At 65.5% G+C, this 17163-nt stretch carries 12 protein-coding genes; 9 read left to right on the top strand and 3 right to left on the bottom strand.

Translation table 11 applies throughout. From position 1 onward, the window contains the following. Window positions 1-88 precede the first annotated feature (88 nt). Window positions 89-1069 (top strand): bile acid:sodium symporter family protein, encoded by a 981-nt coding sequence (locus tag LZ586_RS05170; protein WP_235078603.1) that lies wholly within the window; start codon window positions 89-91, stop codon window positions 1067-1069. A 3-nt stretch (window positions 1070-1072) separates the two neighbouring features. On the opposite strand, the gene LZ586_RS05165 is transcribed toward LZ586_RS05170, so the two are convergent. Together LZ586_RS05165 and LZ586_RS05160 are read right to left on the bottom strand one after the other, a co-directional pair. After that, window positions 1073-1723: a DUF1345 domain-containing protein gene (locus LZ586_RS05165; protein WP_235078602.1), complete on the bottom strand. Its 651-nt coding sequence runs from the start codon at window positions 1721-1723 to the stop codon at window positions 1073-1075. 162 nt (window positions 1724-1885) lie between these two features. Beyond that, window positions 1886-2236: a hypothetical protein gene (locus tag LZ586_RS05160; RefSeq protein WP_235078601.1), complete on the bottom strand. Its 351-nt coding sequence runs from the start codon at window positions 2234-2236 to the stop codon at window positions 1886-1888. Between the two features lie 99 nt (window positions 2237-2335). On the opposite strand from LZ586_RS05160, the gene LZ586_RS05155 reads away from it, so the two are divergent. The 6 genes from LZ586_RS05155 to LZ586_RS05130 all read left to right on the top strand — a co-directional run bounded on the left by LZ586_RS05155 (window position 2336) and on the right by LZ586_RS05130 (window position 12411). Then, window positions 2336-3925, top strand: a complete 1590-nt coding sequence (locus LZ586_RS05155) for a family 43 glycosylhydrolase (RefSeq protein WP_235078600.1) — start codon at window positions 2336-2338, stop codon at window positions 3923-3925. Between the two features lie 76 nt (window positions 3926-4001). Further along, on the top strand, window positions 4002-5684 hold the full coding sequence (locus LZ586_RS05150) for a M28 family metallopeptidase (RefSeq protein WP_235078599.1): 1683 nt from the start codon (window positions 4002-4004) through the stop codon (window positions 5682-5684). 269 nt (window positions 5685-5953) lie between these two features. Next, entirely contained in the window at window positions 5954-8344 is a 2391-nt protein-coding gene (locus LZ586_RS05145) for a putative bifunctional diguanylate cyclase/phosphodiesterase (protein WP_235078598.1), read from the top strand. 545 nt (window positions 8345-8889) lie between these two features. Next, window positions 8890-9417, top strand: a complete 528-nt coding sequence (locus tag LZ586_RS05140) for a nuclear transport factor 2 family protein (RefSeq protein WP_235078597.1) — start codon at window positions 8890-8892, stop codon at window positions 9415-9417. Next, the gene (locus tag LZ586_RS05135) at window positions 9410-10615 is read left to right on the top strand and encodes a hypothetical protein (protein ID WP_235078596.1); all 1206 of its coding nucleotides are present in this window, start codon (window positions 9410-9412) and stop codon (window positions 10613-10615) included. The genes LZ586_RS05140 and LZ586_RS05135 overlap by 8 nt, the downstream gene beginning before the upstream one ends. A gap of 11 nt (window positions 10616-10626) precedes the next feature. After that, on the top strand, window positions 10627-12411 hold the full coding sequence (locus LZ586_RS05130) for a tetratricopeptide repeat protein (protein WP_235078595.1): 1785 nt from the start codon (window positions 10627-10629) through the stop codon (window positions 12409-12411). Between the two features lie 36 nt (window positions 12412-12447). On the opposite strand, the gene LZ586_RS05125 is transcribed toward LZ586_RS05130, so the two are convergent. After that, window positions 12448-13605, bottom strand: coding sequence for an N-acetyltransferase (locus LZ586_RS05125; RefSeq protein WP_235078594.1), 1158 nt, complete (start codon window positions 13603-13605; stop codon window positions 12448-12450). A 183-nt stretch (window positions 13606-13788) separates the two neighbouring features. On the opposite strand from LZ586_RS05125, the gene LZ586_RS05120 reads away from it, so the two are divergent. Both LZ586_RS05120 and LZ586_RS05115 read left to right on the top strand, forming a co-directional pair. Beyond that, window positions 13789-16053 carry a beta-glucosidase gene (locus tag LZ586_RS05120; RefSeq protein ID WP_235078593.1) on the top strand — a complete coding sequence of 755 codons (2265 nt, stop codon included), beginning with the start codon at window positions 13789-13791 and terminating at the stop codon, window positions 16051-16053. Beyond that, complete coding sequence (locus LZ586_RS05115; RefSeq protein WP_235078592.1) at window positions 16050-17159, top strand: aldose epimerase family protein; 1110 nt, start codon at window positions 16050-16052, stop codon at window positions 17157-17159. The genes LZ586_RS05120 and LZ586_RS05115 overlap by 4 nt, the downstream gene beginning before the upstream one ends. Window positions 17160-17163 lie beyond the last annotated feature (4 nt).

Raw genomic sequence — 17163 nt, 5'->3', positions numbered from 1 at the left:
GGCTGGGTGCCGCGTGCCGCGAGGCGCGCTAGCTTTTTGAAGAGCCAGGCTTTTCGCGTTAAGCGCGAGTGCTCATTCGGGAAATCGCATGCTCCGCCGCGTCCTCGCCGTCTTCGAACCTTTCATCGGCGCGTTGCTCGGCACCGTGCTGCTGGCATCGTTCCTGCCGGCGCGGGGCGTCGCCGCGTCGGTGTTCGATGTCCTGACGACAGCGGGCATTGTGCTGCTGTTCTTCCTGCACGGCGCCAAGCTCTCTCGCCAGGCGCTGATCGACGGGGCGCGCAACTGGCGGCTGCACCTCGCGGTGCTCGCCACCACTTTCGTGCTGTTTCCGCTGCTCGGCCTGGGCCTGGTGTCGTTGCCGCTGCTCGACGGACCGATGGCGGCGGGCCTGCTGTTCCTGACGCTGCTGCCCTCCACGGTGCAGTCGTCGATCGCGTTTACGGCAATCGCGCGGGGCAACGTGGCGGCGGCGGTGTGCAGCGCCTCCTTCTCCAACCTGATCGGCATCTTCGTCACCCCCGCTTTGGTGGCGCTGTTGATGACGGCACCCGGCGCATCGGCCGGCATCTCCATCGAGTCAGTCGAGACGATCGCGCTGCAATTGCTGCTGCCGTTCCTGCTCGGGCATGCGCTGCGACCGTGGCTTGGCGGGTTCGTGTCGCGGCAGAAGAGGCTGGTTACGATGGTGGACCGCGGCTCGATCCTGCTCGTCGTCTACACCGCCTTCAGCGCGGCGGTGGTGGAGGGATTGTGGCAGCGCGTGTCGGGCGAGACGCTGGCGGTGTTGCTGCTTGTCTGCTGCGTGCTGCTCGGCGCGGTGTTGTTGCTCACCTATTTGGCGGGCCGGTTGCTCCGGTTCGACAGAGGCGACGCGATCGTGCTGCTGTTCTGCGGCTCGAAGAAGAGCCTGGCGTCGGGCGTTCCGATGGCGGGCGTGTTGTTTCCCGCCGCGCAGGTGGGCGCGGTGATCCTGCCGGTGATGATCTTCCACCAGATCCAGTTGATCGCTTGCGCCGTCATCGCGCGGCGGTATGCGGGACCAGCGGCCGGGGAGCGCGACTCCTAGACCTCAGCTGCCACTGCCCAATATGTTGATGGTGAAGGCGACTACGCCGAGGTTGAACACGAACGCCGCGAAGGCGTGGATGATCGAGACGATCCGCATCTGGGTGGTCGTGATTTCGACATCGGAGGTCTGGAAGGTCATCCCCAGCGTGAAGCTGAAATAGATGAACTCCCAGTATCCGGGCTCCTCGATGTCGGGGAAGCGGAGCCCGCCGCGATCGCCCCGGTCACCGTCGCGCTTCAAGTAGAAGATATGCGCATAGTGCAGCGCGTAGACCATGTTCGCGAACAGCCAGGCGAGCAGCAGCGTGCCGACGATCAGCGCCACCGACAGCGGCCTGGACCCACCCTTGTCAGCCAGTTCGGTTCCCACAGCGACCAGCACGACCAGGTTGACCGCCACGCTGATGATGAGCAGCGCGGCTCGGTTCGCGTCGTTTTCCGTCGCCTTTTGCCGCATGTCGTTGGCGTTGAGGCGGATCAGCGCCGGCAGCGTGGCGAGGAAGGTGAGGGCGGCAAGGTCGAACGCCGCCATGATCCCGTGCCGCCATCCGGCAAGCGGCACCAGGCCCGCACAGGCGGCGATCAGTATCGCCCCGAACAGGATGAAGCGCCAGGGCGCGATCGTCTTTCCGAGTGTTCTGCCGAGCGCCATGCACCAGCCTTAGCGCGTTCACGCCAGGCGATCCATGGCCCGCCGGGCCGTGCTTCCGGCAGGGTAAAGGGGGCGGTGCCTTCCGGGCTCTACGTGTCCGCGGCACCACGCGTAGCGCCGGCGGCAAGGCCAAGGCGCTGCGCTATTGCAGGACCAGCTGGCTCACACGTCCGGCGCCAGCAGGGTTCCGCCGGCGGTGTCCTCTTCCGTTACTTCGTCTCTTGGGACGCAGTGCGTCACCCACTTCGGATATCCCTCTGGCGCCAATTCGATGGCGGGCAGGCTGATCGGATCGCTGCCGGTCTCCACCCAGCCGGCGCCCAGGCACCGTGGGCAGACCGCCCGTTTGCACCGGAAGCTGACCAGATCGATCTCGGTGTTCCACTCGCCATAACCGTGGCAGACGGGGCACCGGGCATCCAGCGTGCCGTTGCGGGGCTTCAGCGGGATGATATCGAACGCGTGCGGTGCGTCGGGACCTGAAGGGTAAACGATATTGCTGCCATGCGACATGGGGGCATCAACGTGCAGGTACCTCAGTGGGTCCGATAGCGTCCCGCTGTTGACCTTCGGGATGATGTCGATAGCGTTCGGCCCGAAGGTGAGGTGTTCATGAGCTTGTCCCGACGGGATAGTTTCGCGGTGGGGCTGGCGACGGCGGCGGCGGTGGTTCCCGGCCGGGCGATCGCGGCGGGCAAGGATGTTCCGCCCGACTGGCGCCGCGGCTTTGACGGGCAGCGGATCTGCGATCTCGGGGACGGGCGCTTCCTCAATCCCCTGGTGGCGGGCGATCATCCCGATCCGGCGATCCTGAAGGATGGCGCGGATTACTACATGACCTTTTCCAGCTTCGATTCCTATCCCGGGCTGACCATCTGGCACAGCCGCGACCTGGTGAACTGGCAGCCGCGCAAGGCGGCGCTCAACCGCAACATCGGGTCGGTCTGGGCAGTGAGCCTGGAGAAGCATGCCGGGCGGTACTTCCTGTACGTACCCGTCAAGGCGAAGCCGAATTCCATCTTCGTGATCTGGGCCGACCATATCGAGGGGCCGTGGAGCGACCCGGTCGACCTGCGCCTGCCGAACCATATCGATCCGTGTCACGCCGTGGGCGAGGATGGATCGCGCTGGCTGTTCCTGTCGGGTGGCGACCGCATTCGCCTGTCCGAAGACGGACTGTCGACCGTCGGGTCGGTGGAGCATGTGTACGATCCCTGGCGCTACCCCGACGATTGGGACGTGGAGGGATTTTCGCCCGAAGGGCCGAAGATCCACCGGCGCGGCGAATGGTTCTACATGATCACCGCCGTCGGCGGCACGGCGGGGCCCCCCACCGGACACATGGTGATCGCCGCCCGCTCACGCTCGATCCACGGACCTTGGGAGAATTGCCCGCACAATCCGCTGGTCCGTACCACGCGGCTGGAGGAGAAATGGTGGTCGCGGGGGCACGCCTCGCTGATCGAGGCGCCCGATGGCAGCTGGTGGTCGGTCTATCACGGGTTCGAGAATGGCTATTGGACGCTGGGCCGCCAGGCGCTGCTCGACCCGATCGAGTGGACGAAGGACGGCTGGTTCCGGATGAAGGGCGGCGACTTGTCGCAGCCGATCCGCAAGCCGCGCGGAGGGACCGCGGTTCCGCACGGCCAGCCGCTGTCGGACGATTTTGCCAAGCCACTCCAGCTCGGCCAGAAGTGGAACTTCTTCAAGCCGTCGCCCGGCGAAAGCAAGCGCGCGCGTACCGACGGGTCTGGGCTGTTGCTGACGGCTGCGGGATCGGCGCCGAGCGATTCCTCTCCGCTGCTGCTGATCGCGGGCGATCAGGCGTATCAATTCGAATGCGACATCGAGATCGAGCCGGGCGGGACCGCGGGTCTGGTACTCTTCTATGACGAGAAGCTGTATTGCGGGCTGGGGTTCGACGAGAAGCGGTTCGTCACGCACCAATACGGCATCGAGCGCGGGCGGCCCGCCAATCCACATGGCCGCCGGATGCGGATGCGGGTCACCAACAACCGGCACATCGTGTCCTTCCACAGCTCGGGCGATGGCGGGCATAGCTGGACCCGCTTCGACCGCGGCATGGAAGTATCCGGCTACCACCATAATGTCCGCGGCGGTTTCCTGATGCTCCGGCCCGGGCTCTATTCGGCGGGAGCGGGGACAGCCCGTTTCCGCGACTTCCGCTTCCGCGCGCTTTGAGAGTGCAGGCGGAGGCAGGCATGCGTCGGCGGTGGACGGACTTGCCGCTGTCGATGGAGGTCCGTACCCTTCCGGCATGAACCGGAACCAACTGCTGCTGAGCGCCGCCGCCCTTCTCTCCCTCGCTTCCACGCCCGTGCTAGCGCAGGCGAAGGATGCAGCGGCGCGGGTGACCGAAACGGTCAGAACGCTGGCTTCGGACGCGTTCGAGGGACGGGCGCCGGGAACGGCCGGAGAGAAAAGGACCATCGACTATCTGGTCGCGCGATTCCAGGCGCTGGGGCTGGAGCCGGCGGGGCCGAACGGACGATGGGTCCAGGAGGTCCCGTTGCTGCACACCCGACTGGGCGCGGCGACGCGGCTCGCCTTCAAGGGGCCGGAGGGGGCCGCACCGCTCGTCGCCGGCAAGGACCTGTACCTGTCGACCATCCGCCCAGACGATGTGGCGAGGGTCGACGCGCCGGTGGTGTTCGTCGGCTATGGCGCGAAGGCGCCGGAGCGCGGATGGGACGACTTCAAGAATGTCGACGTGCGCGGCAAGGTCGTGGTCTTCCTGGTCAACGACCCGGACTTCCACGCCGAACCCGGCGAGCCCGTGGCGGGCAAGTTCGGCGGCCGGACGATGACCTATTATGGGCGCTGGACCTACAAGTTCGAGGAAGCGGCGCGGCAGGGCGCGGTAGGCGCGCTGATCGTCCACGAGACCGCCGGTGCCGGCTATGGCTGGAACGTCGTGGTGAGCCCGGGCGGCGAGAATTACGATATCGACCGCCGCCCGGAGGACCTCACCAGCGTGCGCCTGCAGGGTTGGCTGGCGGATGCGGCGGCGCGCCGGCTGTTCGCCTTCGCCTCGCTGGATTTGGACAAACTGAAGGCCGCGGCGCGTTCGCCCGATTTCAGGCCGGTGGAACTGAAGGGCGTCACCTTCCAGGCCGAGATGCCGGCGTCGCACGAAGTGGTGACGAGCCACAATGTGCTCGCGCGCATCCCAGGTGCGCGCCGGCCCGACGAAGTCGTCATGTTCGGGGCGCATTGGGACGCCTATGGCAAGGGCGCGCCGGATGCGCTGGGCCGGATCTATCGCCCCGGCGCCAATGACGACGCGCTCGGCGTTGCCGGCATGATCGAGATCGCGCGGAGAATGAAGGCTGGTCCGCCACCTGCGCGCAGCGTGGTGTTCGCCGCATGGACCGCGGAGGAGCGCGGGCTGCTCGGTTCGGAGTATTACGCCGCCAACCCCGTCTATCCGATGGACAAGACGGTCGCCAACCTGACGCTCGACGTCCTTCAGACCGCGGGACCTGCCAACGATGTCGTGCTGGTGGGCAAGGGGCAGAATACGCTGGAGGACGACATGGCGCGGGTCGCGGCAACGCAGGGGCGCCGGGTGACGCCGGAAGGGCTGCCCGAGCGCGGGCTGTTCTACCGCGCCGACCATTTCTCGTTCGCCAAGCGCGGCGTGCCGGTGCTGCTGATCATGGGCATCGCCGGGGCATCGGACCTGAAGCAAGGCGGCACGGCCGCCGGGCAGGCCTGGATCGATGCCTATACCGGGTCCTGCTATCATCAGGCATGCGACGCGTGGAGCAAGGACTGGAACCTGGCCGGCGCGTTGCAGGACATCGCGCTGGTCGGCACGATCGGCAAAGAACTGGCACACGGGAGCGCCTGGCCGGCGTGGAAGCCGGGATCCGAGTTCGGGAAGCTCCGGACGCGCTCCGCCGTGCCGGCTGCGGCTGCGCACGGAGTGTCGCGATAGCCCCGAGGATAGGCTGCGCCGTTATTTAACCTCTAAAAATATTTATGCCGCCTATCTGCAAGTTCTGGCAAATTTTTAGGAAAAGGATAGCTACGGCAGCGGACGGGTGGGTTCGCAAGGGCGGGGGCGTGCGGGGTACGATACTAGCGATACTGGGGCTCGTGCTTTGCCTATGTGCGTGGCCGACGGCCGCCGCTGCGACGGGGATCGACCTTCATCGAAGCGCATGCAGCGCCGCGCTACCCGACGATGCGACGGATCGCGCGGTCTTGACGGCGCGCTATCGCTGCGGCGCCGACGCGTTGACCGATACCGATACGTGGCTCTGGCTGCGGCTCGACGCCGCCAGTGTGCGCGACCTCCCGGCGGGTTGGCATCTACTGGTCGACCAGACCCGGTTCGAGCGGATCGCGATCCTCACGGTGGCGGCGGATGGTGTTCACCGCCTGGTCCGGACGCCCGCGGAGCTGACGGGGCGTGGCGCGCCGGGCGGGATGCTCAAGTTCGACATGCATCCAGCGGGGCGTGAAATCCGCGGCCTGTATTTGGGGTTCCAGCACATCGACGACCTTTCGCTGATGCGGAAGATCAGGGCGGTCGGCGCTTCCGAGCAGGCGAAGGAGGATGCCCGCTGGCTGGTGCTGATGGGCGTGTTCGTCGGGACGCTCTTGTCGGCCTTGCTCTACAACATCGTGATCCATGCCGGGCAACGCTACGCGTTCCAGGGCTGGTACCTGCTGTGGGTAAGCCTGGCGTTCGCATATGGCATGGTGTGGACGAACGTCGCCAGCTTCGCAGTTCCGGGGCTGGTAGGTCCGGTGGCGGTACGGCTCGATTATGTTCTGGTCGGGCTGATGATCGCCGCCGGAAACATGTTCTTCTTCGCCGTCCTCGAAGAACGGTTGCTTCCCCGCTGGCTGGTGCGGGGTGGACATCTGCTCGCTGCGGCCGGCGCCGTGCTGGGCTTCGTCGCGGCGACCGACGCGCTGTTCCCCGCCGTGTTGACCGACCGGTGGCTGAACTATGCGGTCGCTTCCACCGCAATATGGGTAGGGCTGTCCAGCGCAGTCGCGGCGCGGCGGGGCAGCCGGGTGATCTGGTTCTATCTGATCGGCTGGGGCCCGGTGATCTGCGTGTTCCTGGCACGCCTGGCCCGCAACCTGGGGTTGATGCCCCAGCACGACGCCGTCGACATGGCGACGTTTGCGGCGCTGGCCTTCGAAGCGTTGGTGCTTTCGCTCGCGATCGCCGACCGCTTCCGGATGGTGCGGCGCGAGCTGGATCAAGCGCGGCAACGTCGTGAGATCGACCGGATCGAAGCCAAGGCGCTGCGCCGGGCGGCACATACGGACTTCCTGACGGGGCTGGGCAACCGCACTGCGTTTCAGGAGGCGATACGCGGCATGATCGAGCGGGACATGCCGTTCAGTCTGTTCCTGATCGATGTCGACTTCCTGAAGGACGCCAATGACCGGCTAGGCCATGCGGGAGGCGACGCGCTGCTGCAGCGCATTGCCACCGCATTGAGCGAAGTGGCGCAGGCCGGACGCGACACACAGGTCGCGCGCATAGGCGGCGACGAGTTCGCGATGCTGTTTCCCGGGGACCTCGAGCAGGAGAACGCCGTGGCCGAGCGGATCGCCGACCTGCAAGGCGAGCCTTGGCAGCATATGAGTCAGGGCCGAGTGATTTCCCTCAGCATCGGATCCGCGCGATTTCCGGAAGACGGCGAGGCGTCGGAGCCGCTGTACCAGAATGCGGATCTGGCGCTGTACAATGCGAAACGGCTCGGCCGAAGCCGCCACTGCCGGTACGATCCGCTGTTGCGGATATTGCGCGACATGCAAGTCGAATTCACCGCCGATGCCGACAAGGCGCTCCAGCGCGGGGAGTTCCGCCTGCACCTTCAGCCGATCATGAATCTGGGTTCCGAGAGTTGCTGCGGCTATGAGGCCTTGTTGCGCTGGGATCATCCCGAGCACGGCCTGATGCTGCCCGACCGCTTCGCCCATGTGCTGGTCGCGGAAAAGATCGGGACGCGCATCCAGGAGCACGTGCTCGAACTCGCGCTGACGCGGCTACGCGACCATGGCGACCAGATCGCCATGCTCAGCGTCAACTTCACCTCGGCGCAACTGGCCGGACCACGCGCCGCCCGCCGGGTGCTCGACCGGCTAGCACATTACGGTCTCTCGCCTTCGTCGCTGTGCATCGAAGTGACGGAGGGCGTGATGCTGGACCGCGCCGCCGACACGATCCTCGTCACGTTGAAGACCCTGCACAAGGCGGGTGTATGCATCGCTCTGGACGACTTCGGCACCGGCTTCGCGTCGTTGGTGCATCTGCGCCAGATGCCGGTCGACCGGATCAAGATCGACCGCTCGTTCGTGGCCGGGCTGGCGCAGGGGAATGGCGGCACACTGACGATCGTCCGGGCGATCATCGGTATGGGTCGCGGCCTTGGCAAGGTAGTCGTTGCCGAAGGGATCGAGACCGAAGCGCAAGCCGAACTGTTGCGCGAACTTGGCTGCCATCTGGGGCAGGGATTCCTGTACGGACGCGCCGCGCCCGAGTTGCTGCGTCGCGAGGCCGCGGTCGAGCAGCCTGTGGCCGCGAGCACCGAGATTGTCCCAGGCGCGGCCCCGGCTCAAGCAGCCTGATCTCCATACCCTGGCTGGTGTAAAGCGCGGCAGCTGTCGCTGCCCGTAAAGGCGCGCCGATTTACCCTCCATTGCAGCGCAAGTTCTGCTCGACATATCCGAAATGAAGATTCTGCGTGGAGTCGCGACATTGGCTTGTAATTCCCAGCACTGTTGTCGTCATCATATACAAGCGAAGTAAATATTGATGTGAGTCGCTGCATTGACTCCGATTATCAGAAGCGTAGTTTTGGATAAGAACGCGCTGGCAGTCTTTAAAGGGACTGCCTGGTAGCGGGCGTGTTCGCTTCGTAGAACTGATATGAAGTCAGATTTGCGAAGTGTGTCGTTGCCGACCTAAACCGAACAAAGGAGTATTCTGATGAAGAAGATCTCGGTTCTAAAGGTGCAGACGCTCAAGACCACCGCAGTGGCGTTCTACCCGATCTGGACCTGCTGGCCCTTCTGATCGCCTGAAGGCGGACCGGCGGCGCAGCCGGTCCGCCTCTTGGCCAGCGGAAATGGCTGCCTGTCTGCGCACGCGCACCGGTACCCGGGAGGGGCTGATGAGATTGTCTAGCTTTGCCGCCGCGGTGACGATCATGGCTGCTGTCGCAATGGGGGCGCTGATCCCCGTAGCTGGCGTCGCATGGGCCCAGCAGTCGGCTGGGCAGCCGGCGCAAGCGGCGCCGTCGGACCAGGCGCTGCTCCGGCTGGTCACTGATTTCCTGCAGGCGCAACGTGCCTTCGACGTAGCTGCGCTGACCGAGCTTACGACCCCCGATTATCTCGAGGTGTCCCCCGTCGGCGAGGTGGATGCGCGCGGCAGGATGTTGAGCTTCTACGCACCGGACAAGAAGGCGAGTGCACCCACGGTGGAGGTGAAGGACCCAGTGGTGCGCATGTTCGGCGACGTTGCGGTCGTGGTCGCCAAGCTCGCTTATGCCGTACCATCGCCTGGACAGCCGGCGCGGATGATGGAGCTTCGTGCGAGCTTCGTTGCCCATCGTTCGGGCGGACGCTGGAAGCTCGCATCGGCGCAGTACACCGGGATCCGAGCGCCGGATGAAAGGCATTCGGGCAATCATGGATGACGAACCCTATCGCGTGGTGCCGCTGTCAATCCAGCCGGAGGGAGAGGACTTCCTCATCGGTAACGCGGAAATGGACGCGTTCTATCAAGTGCCGGCGCAGGGCCGCGCCGTCGTCGAGATGCTCCAGCAAGGCCGTACGCCTTCCGAGATCAGCGCCCTGCTCAACGCGCAAGGCGAGGAAGCGGTCGATGTCGACGACTTCGTGGCGATGCTTCGCGAGATCGGCTTCATCTACCTGGCCAGCGAGGCCGATGGGCATCAGCAGCGAGTGGCGCCGAAGGGGGAAGACAACAGGATCCTCTTCCAGGCCGATCCGCGTCTTGCCAGAGCGGTTTTTTCCGTGCCCGCGTTCCTCTGCTACGCTGCGATAGTCGGCTATGCCGCATATCTGGCGGTTACCGATCCGGCATTGCGGATCGACCGCCACGCCTTCTTCATCGAGCGGGATTTCGCTCTGACGCTGGTGCTTTTGCTCCTGCTGTCTTCCTTGGCAGTGGCCCTGCACGAACTGGGGCACATGCTCGCCGCCGCGCGGTACGGAGTGCGTTCGAGGTTGGGGATCGGCCACCGCTTGTGGAACATCGTCGCCGAGGCCGACTTGTCGGGCATTTGGGCGTTGCCGAAGCGGCAGCGCTACCTGCCGCTGGTAGCGGGCATGATGGTCGACGTGCTGGTGATAGCAGTGGTGACGCTGGTGATCGCGGCGTTGCGCAGGAACGGCGAAACCGGCTTCCCGGTGTTCCTACTGCGCGCGCTGATCCTGCAGATCTTCGTGACGATGGTCTGGCAGTTCAACCTGTTTCTCAGGACCGACATATATTACGTGCTCAGCAACTATCTGAGCTATCCGAATCTCGATGCCGATGCTCGTGTCTATCTGCGCGATCGGCTTTACTGGATCAGTGGTGGTCGTCTGGGCACCAGCGCGGGCGGTGCCGGATACAAGAACGTCCGGGTTCTTCGCTTTTTCTCGATAGCGTGGGTGGTCGGACGAGTCTGTGCGCTGGCGGTTCTGCTGCTGGTCTTCCTGCCGACCTTGGCGCGCTACGCCGCCAAGAGCTACCAAGCATACCGCGACCCGGCTGCATCGATGTACACGGTGTACGATCTGGGCATCTTCGTCCTGCTGTCGGCGATCATCCTGGTCGCCGGAATGTACCTGTGGCTGCGCCGCCGCTGGCCGGCGCGGGGCGCATGAGGGAGCAACCGATGAACGCCGACGTGATGCATGCTTCGGTCCGCCACGCGGCACAGCCCGCAGTTGCAGACCCCATCGATCGGACATTCGAGCTCGACGCTTGCTTTGCGCGCAGCGGCGCCTGGGCAGGGGTGCATACGGTCGTCGCGCAGGCTTATGCCGAGCTGGTGGCGATGGGCAGGCGCGACATCCTGGATCGTCACAATTACGAGTTGCACATGGTGTTGCTCGAGCGGCGCGCGGAAATCCCGCTGGCCTATGCGTCGCTGACGGACTCCGCCGTCGGGGCGGAGAAGACCCGAAACTTCCCGCTCGACCGGGCATATCGCATCGTCCACGGACTGGTCGGCCTGATCCTCGAGTGGCGTGCCGCCGAGGGCGGGCCCGGCACATGGAGAATCCGCGTATCGCGGCTGGGCGAGGCGCAGCATCTCGCCCAGCGCTTCTTCACCGAGCTGGAACGGCGTGCCGCCCGGCGGGGTGACCTAGTGCTGGAGCAGGTGGAAATCGGGCCGGATTCGTCGGGCTTGGTATCGCGGCTGGACGCGGAAGCGGCGGCAGCGCTCGAGCGGGTAATTGCGATCAACGGCTTCGAAGCGGCGGAGGAGCATTACCCGGTGCTGCTGGCGCATTACCGCGAGATCGGCGACACGCTCGCGGCGGCAGGCATCGCGCTGAAGGCGCTCTGCCTCTACAACCATTATGGCTATTATCATGAGTCCGGCAGCTTCGCCGATACCGTACTCCCGCATCTTGCCGCTCTGGCGCGGGACGAGGACACCCGCTGGAACTATGTCGGCAACATATTCCAGGGCTTGGTGGTGATCGGCCGGCACGAAGACGCACTTCGAGTCGTGGAAACGCTGGCCGAGCCCTACCTGACCCGGCCCGACCTGCGCGCCAAGATGAGCTACCTGCTGTCGATGATCCACCTGCGCTATGCGGCCAAACCCGATCTGCCGTTGGCCGAAAGGTACATACTTGCAGCGGTGAACTATATCGACGCGGCCGAAGGCACGATTGCGCCGGACGACTTCCATTTCCTCAAGGTGTTCATCGACAATGGGCTGGCATTTCTGCGGGTACGGCAGAACCGGAAAGCCGAAGCATTGGCGTTGTGCCAGGCCGGCTTCGAACTCCTGACTGCGGCACTGGGCGATGCGCGCCACCGGCTGCACCGCTCGGTGCTGCAATATAATGCGGCGCAGGTCTATGTCGCGCTGGACCAGCCGAATGCGGCGCTGGACCATTATGCCAAGTCGATGGCGATGGACCCGCATTACTCCGAATATTACAATGAAAGCGCCAACCTGCTCCAGCGGCTGGAGCGTTATGACGAAGCGCTTGCGAACTATGATCTCGCGATCCGCTACAGCGCGCCCTATCCGGAAGTCTTCTTCAACCAGGCGGTGTGTCACAGTCAGTTGGGGCAATGGGACGCGGCGCTGCGAAGCTTCGAGAACAGCCTGGAACTGAACCCGGAGCAGCCGGAGGCGTATCTGCTTCGCGCCGAAGTGCTGGGCATGCTCGGCCGCAACGACGAAGCCATGGCCGATCTCGACTGGGTCATCACAAACGACGCGCAGGCGATCAGCGCGCGCGTCAATCGCGCGGTGATGCGGTTCGACGCCGGGGCCTACGACCTCGCATTGGCCGACATGGATCACGTGGTGGCGCTGCAGCCCGGCACCGCGGAGCATTATCGGAACCGGGCCGAGATATTCCGTGCGCTTGGCCGTGCCGACTCATGTGCTCGCGACCTGCAGCGCGCGGACGAGTTGAGCGTCGCCACGTGAGGCGCGGCGACGCTCGGCAGCGGCGGCCAGCCGACCTCAGAGCGGCTTTCGGTAGATCAAATATTCGCGGTTGATGCGGCTTACGATCGCGTCGGCGATGGCGAGCATCCCCTGATTGTCATCGAGGATCCAGCCGATTTCGCCGCGGGTCGCGCCATAGTTGGCGACCGAGGCGCGGCGGATATATTCGATCATCATGAAGGCCAGCTGGCTTGCCATGCGCGAGGATTGAAGCCGCTTCACGACGCCCATCAAGGGCACGCGCACGGTCCGAACCTTTGGCTTGCGCAGCCACAGCAACAGCTTTGCCCAGCCCAGCGGCAACAGCGATCCGCCCAGCGGCTTCACGGCTTCGTTGAGGTCGGGCAGGGTGACCATGAAGGCGACCGGCTCGCCGTCGAGTTCGGCGATCATGATCAGATCCTCGAACACCAGCGGCTTGAGCTTCTTGCCGACGTCGGCGACTTCGGGCGGAGTCAGCGGCACGAAGCCCCAATTGTCCGACCACGCATCGTTGAGGATCGCCAGGATGATCGCCGCTTCCTCGTCGAAACGCGACTTGTCGACGCCGCGAATGCGGATACGTCCGTTCTTTTCGCCATTGGCGACGATGCGCTGGACCAGGGGGGGGAAGTCCTGGGTGATGTCGACCTCGTAAGTCACGAGCTTCTTCGCCCGCGCATAACCAAGCGCCTCGATCCACGCCTGATATGCGGGCGAGTTGTGGCCCATGAGCACGGTTGGGGAGTGATCATGACCCATCACCAGCAGGCCGGGGTCCTCCCAGATCGACAGGCTCACCGGGCCGATCGCCTGGGTCATTCCCTGGTCGCGGAGCCACTGCTCGGCGCGGGCGATCAGGGCTTGGGCAGTCGCCGCATCCTCGGCCTCGAACAGGCCCCAGAAGCCGGTGCCGGGGCCGAAGCCCTGCTCGGGCGGCTGTTCGAGTGCGAGGCGGTCGATATGCGCGGAGATGCGGCCAACGACCTGGCCGCTCCGCTCAGCGAGGAACAACTGCGCCTCGGCATGGCTGAACCAGCCGTTCTTCTTGGGGTCGATCGTGCCGGCGACTTCCTGCTTGAGCGGCGGCACCCAGTGCGGGTCGTTGCGATTGAGGCAATAGGCGAGGTCAATGAACGCCTTGGTGTCGCGCTTGGTAGTGACGGGGCGAACCGTGAGAGCGGCGGTGGCCAAGGGGGACGATCCTTATGCAATGGGGCTGGCGCCCGAGGCGCGCCGTTGTGTGCAGATACAGGCGAGGGGGTGCGCGACGCAATGGGCGTCCGGGTGAGACAGCGTTGACAATCGCTGCGCCCACTCGGATGACCGAGTGACGATGCTTTCCGAAGAGGAAGCCAGGAAGATAGGGAGAGGGACATGAAGGTTTCCACGCGATCGCGCCAGATGTACTTGGCTACATCTGTCGCCGTGCTGGCCCTGGCGACGCCGGCCGCCGCGCAGCAAGCGCAGGCGCCGCAGGATGCGGCCGCCACCGCAGCCGAGCAGCGGGCCGAGACGCTGTCGGGCCAGATGACGCGCGAGGAGCAGCTTCGCTACGTCCACGGCTATTTCCCGCCAATGAGTAAGGACCAGCCCGCCGACATGATCCCGTCGGCCGGCTATGTGCCGGGCATCCCGCGGCTCGGCATTCCGACGCTCCGAGAGAGCGATGCTAGCTTGGGCGTCGCCAACCAGATCGAACAGCGCAAGGGGGACGTCGCAACCGCACTGCCTGCCAGCCTGGCGCTGGCGGCAAGCTTCGATCCCGACCTGGCCTATCGCGGCGGCGTGATGATCGGAAGCGAGGCGCGGGCAAAGACCTTCAACGTGCTGCTGGCGGGCGGGGTCAACTTGACTCGCGACCCGTGGGGTGGGCGAACGTTCGAATATCTGGGCGAGGACCCGCTGCTGGCGGGGATCATGGCAGGCGAGTCGATCCGCGGCGTGCAGGCGAACCATATCGTCTCCACGGTGAAGCATTTCGCCATCAACCCGCAGGAGACGCTGCGCACCACCATGGACGCCAAGATCGACGAGGCGAGCTTGCGCGAAAGCGACCTGCTTGCGTTCGAGATCGCGATAGAGCGCGGGCGGCCGGGATCGGTGATGTGCGCGTACAACAAGATCAACACCGACTGGGCGTGCGAGAACGACTGGCTGCTCAACCAGGTTTTGAAGCGCGACTGGGGCTATAAGGGCTGGGTCATGAGCGATTGGGGTGCGGTGCACTCCACGGTGAAGGCGGCCAATGCCGGGCTGGATCAGCAGTCCGGGCGAGAGCTCGACAAGGCGATGTATCTCGGCAAGCCGCTGGCGGATGCGGTGGCGAACGGGAGCGTCAGTCCAGAGCGGCTGCGCGACATGAACCGGCGCATCCTGTGGGGAGTGACTACGACCGGGCTGATCGACCATCCGGTCCCGCTTGCCGCCCAGCCGATCGACTATGCCGCGAATGCGCGGGTCGCGCAGGAGGTGGCGGAGAAGGGAAGCGTGCTCCTCAAGAACCAGGGCAATTTGCTGCCGCTGGCGCGTACCGCGAAGAAGATCGTGCTGATCGGCGCGCATGCCGATGTCGGGGTGCTTTCGGGCGGCGGATCGAGCCAGGTGCGTTCGGTGGGTGGCGCGCCGGTGGAGATCCCGCTGACCGAGGGGGCGGCCTCGTCCTTCGCGCGGGTGACCTGGCATGCTTCGTCCCCATTGACGGCGATCCGGGCGATGGCCCCGGGCGCGGAGGTTTCGTACATCGATGGGCGCGATCCGGCTGCCGCAGCGGCTGCGGCGCGGGGGGCAGACCTGGCGATCGTCTTCGCCTGGCAGTGGCGGACCGAGGCGCAGGACATCGAGACACTATCGCTGCCCGACAATCAGGATGCCCTGATCGAGGCGGTCGCGGGGGCGAACAAGCGCACCGCCGTGGTACTGGAAACCGGCGGACCGGTGCTGATGCCGTGGCTGGGCAAGGTCCCGGCGGTGCTTCAGGCCTGGTATCCCGGACAGAAGGGCGGGGAGGCGATCGCCAACCTGCTGTTCGGCGCGGCCAATCCATCGGGAAAGCTGCCGATGACCTTCGTTGCTAGCGAAGCGCAGGCGCCGCGGCATCCGGTGCCCGGGCTAGCCGACATGAAAGCCGCCGATGCCGCGAAGAAGGCCGGCGGCACCTATGGCATGGTCGAGCGCAAGCTGGCGCCGGTGGTGCCTTATGCCGAGGGTGCCGCAGTCGGGTATCGCTCGTTCCTCAAGACCGGACAGAAGCCGCTGTTTCCGTTCGGCTACGGGCTGTCCTACACGCAGTTCCGCTATGCCGGGCTGAAGGTCGAGGGCGGGCGCGAGCTGCGCGTCAGCTTCGACGTGACCAACACTGGCCGCGTGGCGGGCGCGGACACACCGCAAGTCTATGCGACCGCTGGACGGCGCGATGGCGCTACGGCGCGGTTGGTCGGGTTCGAGCGTGTGATGCTGCAGCCCGGCGAGACCCGGCGTGTACAGGTTGCCGTCGATCCGCGGCTGATTGCCGACTATGATGTGGCGGGCAAGCGCTGGCACGTGGCCGCCGGAACATATCCCGTGACGGTGGGGCATCATGCCGGCGACGCGGCACTGAGCGGCAGGGCGACCCTGATCGAGGCACAGGTGAAGCCATGACGCGGCCAGCCATGGCCGCAGCCATCGCGCTGCTCTGGTCGCCGGCCGTGTCGGCGCAGATCCGCGCGGATGCGCCGGAAATTCGCGAGTACACGCTGCGCAACGCTCACGGGATGACTGTGCGGTTCCTCGACCGGGGCGGAGTGATAACCGCTATCGAAACACCGGATCGTCAGGGGCGGCTCGCCAACGTCGTGCTCGGCTATGGCTCGACTGCGGAATATCGCGACAAGAACGGCAAGAACGGCTTCGGCGCGCTGATCGGCCGCTATGCGGGGCGGATCAGAGGCGCACGCTTTATGGTCGGCGGGCGTGAGGTCCGGTTGAAGGCGAATGACGGCGACAACGCGCTACATGGCGGACCTGGCGGGTTCGACGTGCAGCGCTGGGCCGTGGCGCCATTCCGAGGCAAGGGGTTCGATGGCGCGCGACTGACGCGGGACAGCCCGGACGGGTCGCAGGGGTTTCCCGGGCGGCTACGGGTGACGGTCACCTACCGGCTGTTCACCGACGATCGCTTCCAGATCGACTATGACGCGACGACCACACGCGCCACGCACGTCAACTTCACCAACCACAGCTACTTCAACCTGGCCGGGCCCGGCAGCGGGACTGTTGCGAACCAGCGCATGCGGATCGCCGCAAACCGATGGGTCGAGGCGGACCAGGCGGGTATCCCGACCGGGCGGCTGGCGTCCGTCGCCGGGACGCCACTCGACTTCCGCGAGGCACATGCGATCGGCGAGCGCTGGTATGCCGGCGGGCCGGTGATGTCGGCCCGCGGCGGCTATAATCATGGCTGGGCATTCGAGCATGGGGTGACCCGCTCGCCGCGGCCGGTGCTGTGGCTCAGCGATCCGGCATCGGGGCGGACACTAACGGTGGAGACAACCGAGCCTGGGGTGGTGATCTACACCGGCGACTATATCGATGGGAAGGATGTCGACGCGGCGGGTAACGTCATCCACCCGCGCGACGGTATCGCGCTGGAGACCCAGCACTTTGCCGACTCGCCGCATCACGCAAGCTTCCCGTCTACGCTGCTGACCCCGGACAAGCGCCTGCAGTCGACCACCATCTGGCGGTTCGGCGTTGCCGCCAAATGAAGGC

The sequence above is a fragment of the Sphingomonas sp. S2-65 genome (genome assembly GCF_021513175.1).
In the GTDB taxonomy this organism is placed as follows: Bacteria; Pseudomonadota; Alphaproteobacteria; order Sphingomonadales; family Sphingomonadaceae; genus Sphingomonas.
Note: the sequence above shows the minus strand (reverse complement) of the source record. Positions and strands in the feature narration are given on the sequence as shown.

Excerpts from the sequence above, each read along its gene's own strand:
- LZ586_RS05160 (WP_235078601.1), bottom strand. The coding sequence starts at position 2,236 with ATGTCGCATGGCAGCAATATCGTTTACCCTTCAGGTCCCGACGCACCG.
- LZ586_RS05165 (WP_235078602.1), bottom strand. The coding sequence starts at position 1,723 with ATGGCGCTCGGCAGAACACTCGGAAAGACGATCGCGCCCTGGCGCTTC.
- LZ586_RS05140 (WP_235078597.1), top strand. The coding sequence starts at position 8,890 with ATGAGATTGTCTAGCTTTGCCGCCGCGGTGACGATCATGGCTGCTGTC.
- LZ586_RS05135 (WP_235078596.1), top strand. The coding sequence starts at position 9,410 with ATGGATGACGAACCCTATCGCGTGGTGCCGCTGTCAATCCAGCCGGAG.
- LZ586_RS05120 (WP_235078593.1), top strand. The coding sequence starts at position 13,789 with ATGAAGGTTTCCACGCGATCGCGCCAGATGTACTTGGCTACATCTGTC.
- LZ586_RS05115 (WP_235078592.1), top strand. The coding sequence starts at position 16,050 with ATGACGCGGCCAGCCATGGCCGCAGCCATCGCGCTGCTCTGGTCGCCG.
- LZ586_RS05130 (WP_235078595.1), top strand. The coding sequence starts at position 10,627 with ATGAACGCCGACGTGATGCATGCTTCGGTCCGCCACGCGGCACAGCCC.
- LZ586_RS05150 (WP_235078599.1), top strand. The coding sequence starts at position 4,002 with ATGAACCGGAACCAACTGCTGCTGAGCGCCGCCGCCCTTCTCTCCCTC.
- LZ586_RS05155 (WP_235078600.1), top strand. The coding sequence starts at position 2,336 with ATGAGCTTGTCCCGACGGGATAGTTTCGCGGTGGGGCTGGCGACGGCG.
- LZ586_RS05170 (WP_235078603.1), top strand. The coding sequence starts at position 89 with ATGCTCCGCCGCGTCCTCGCCGTCTTCGAACCTTTCATCGGCGCGTTG.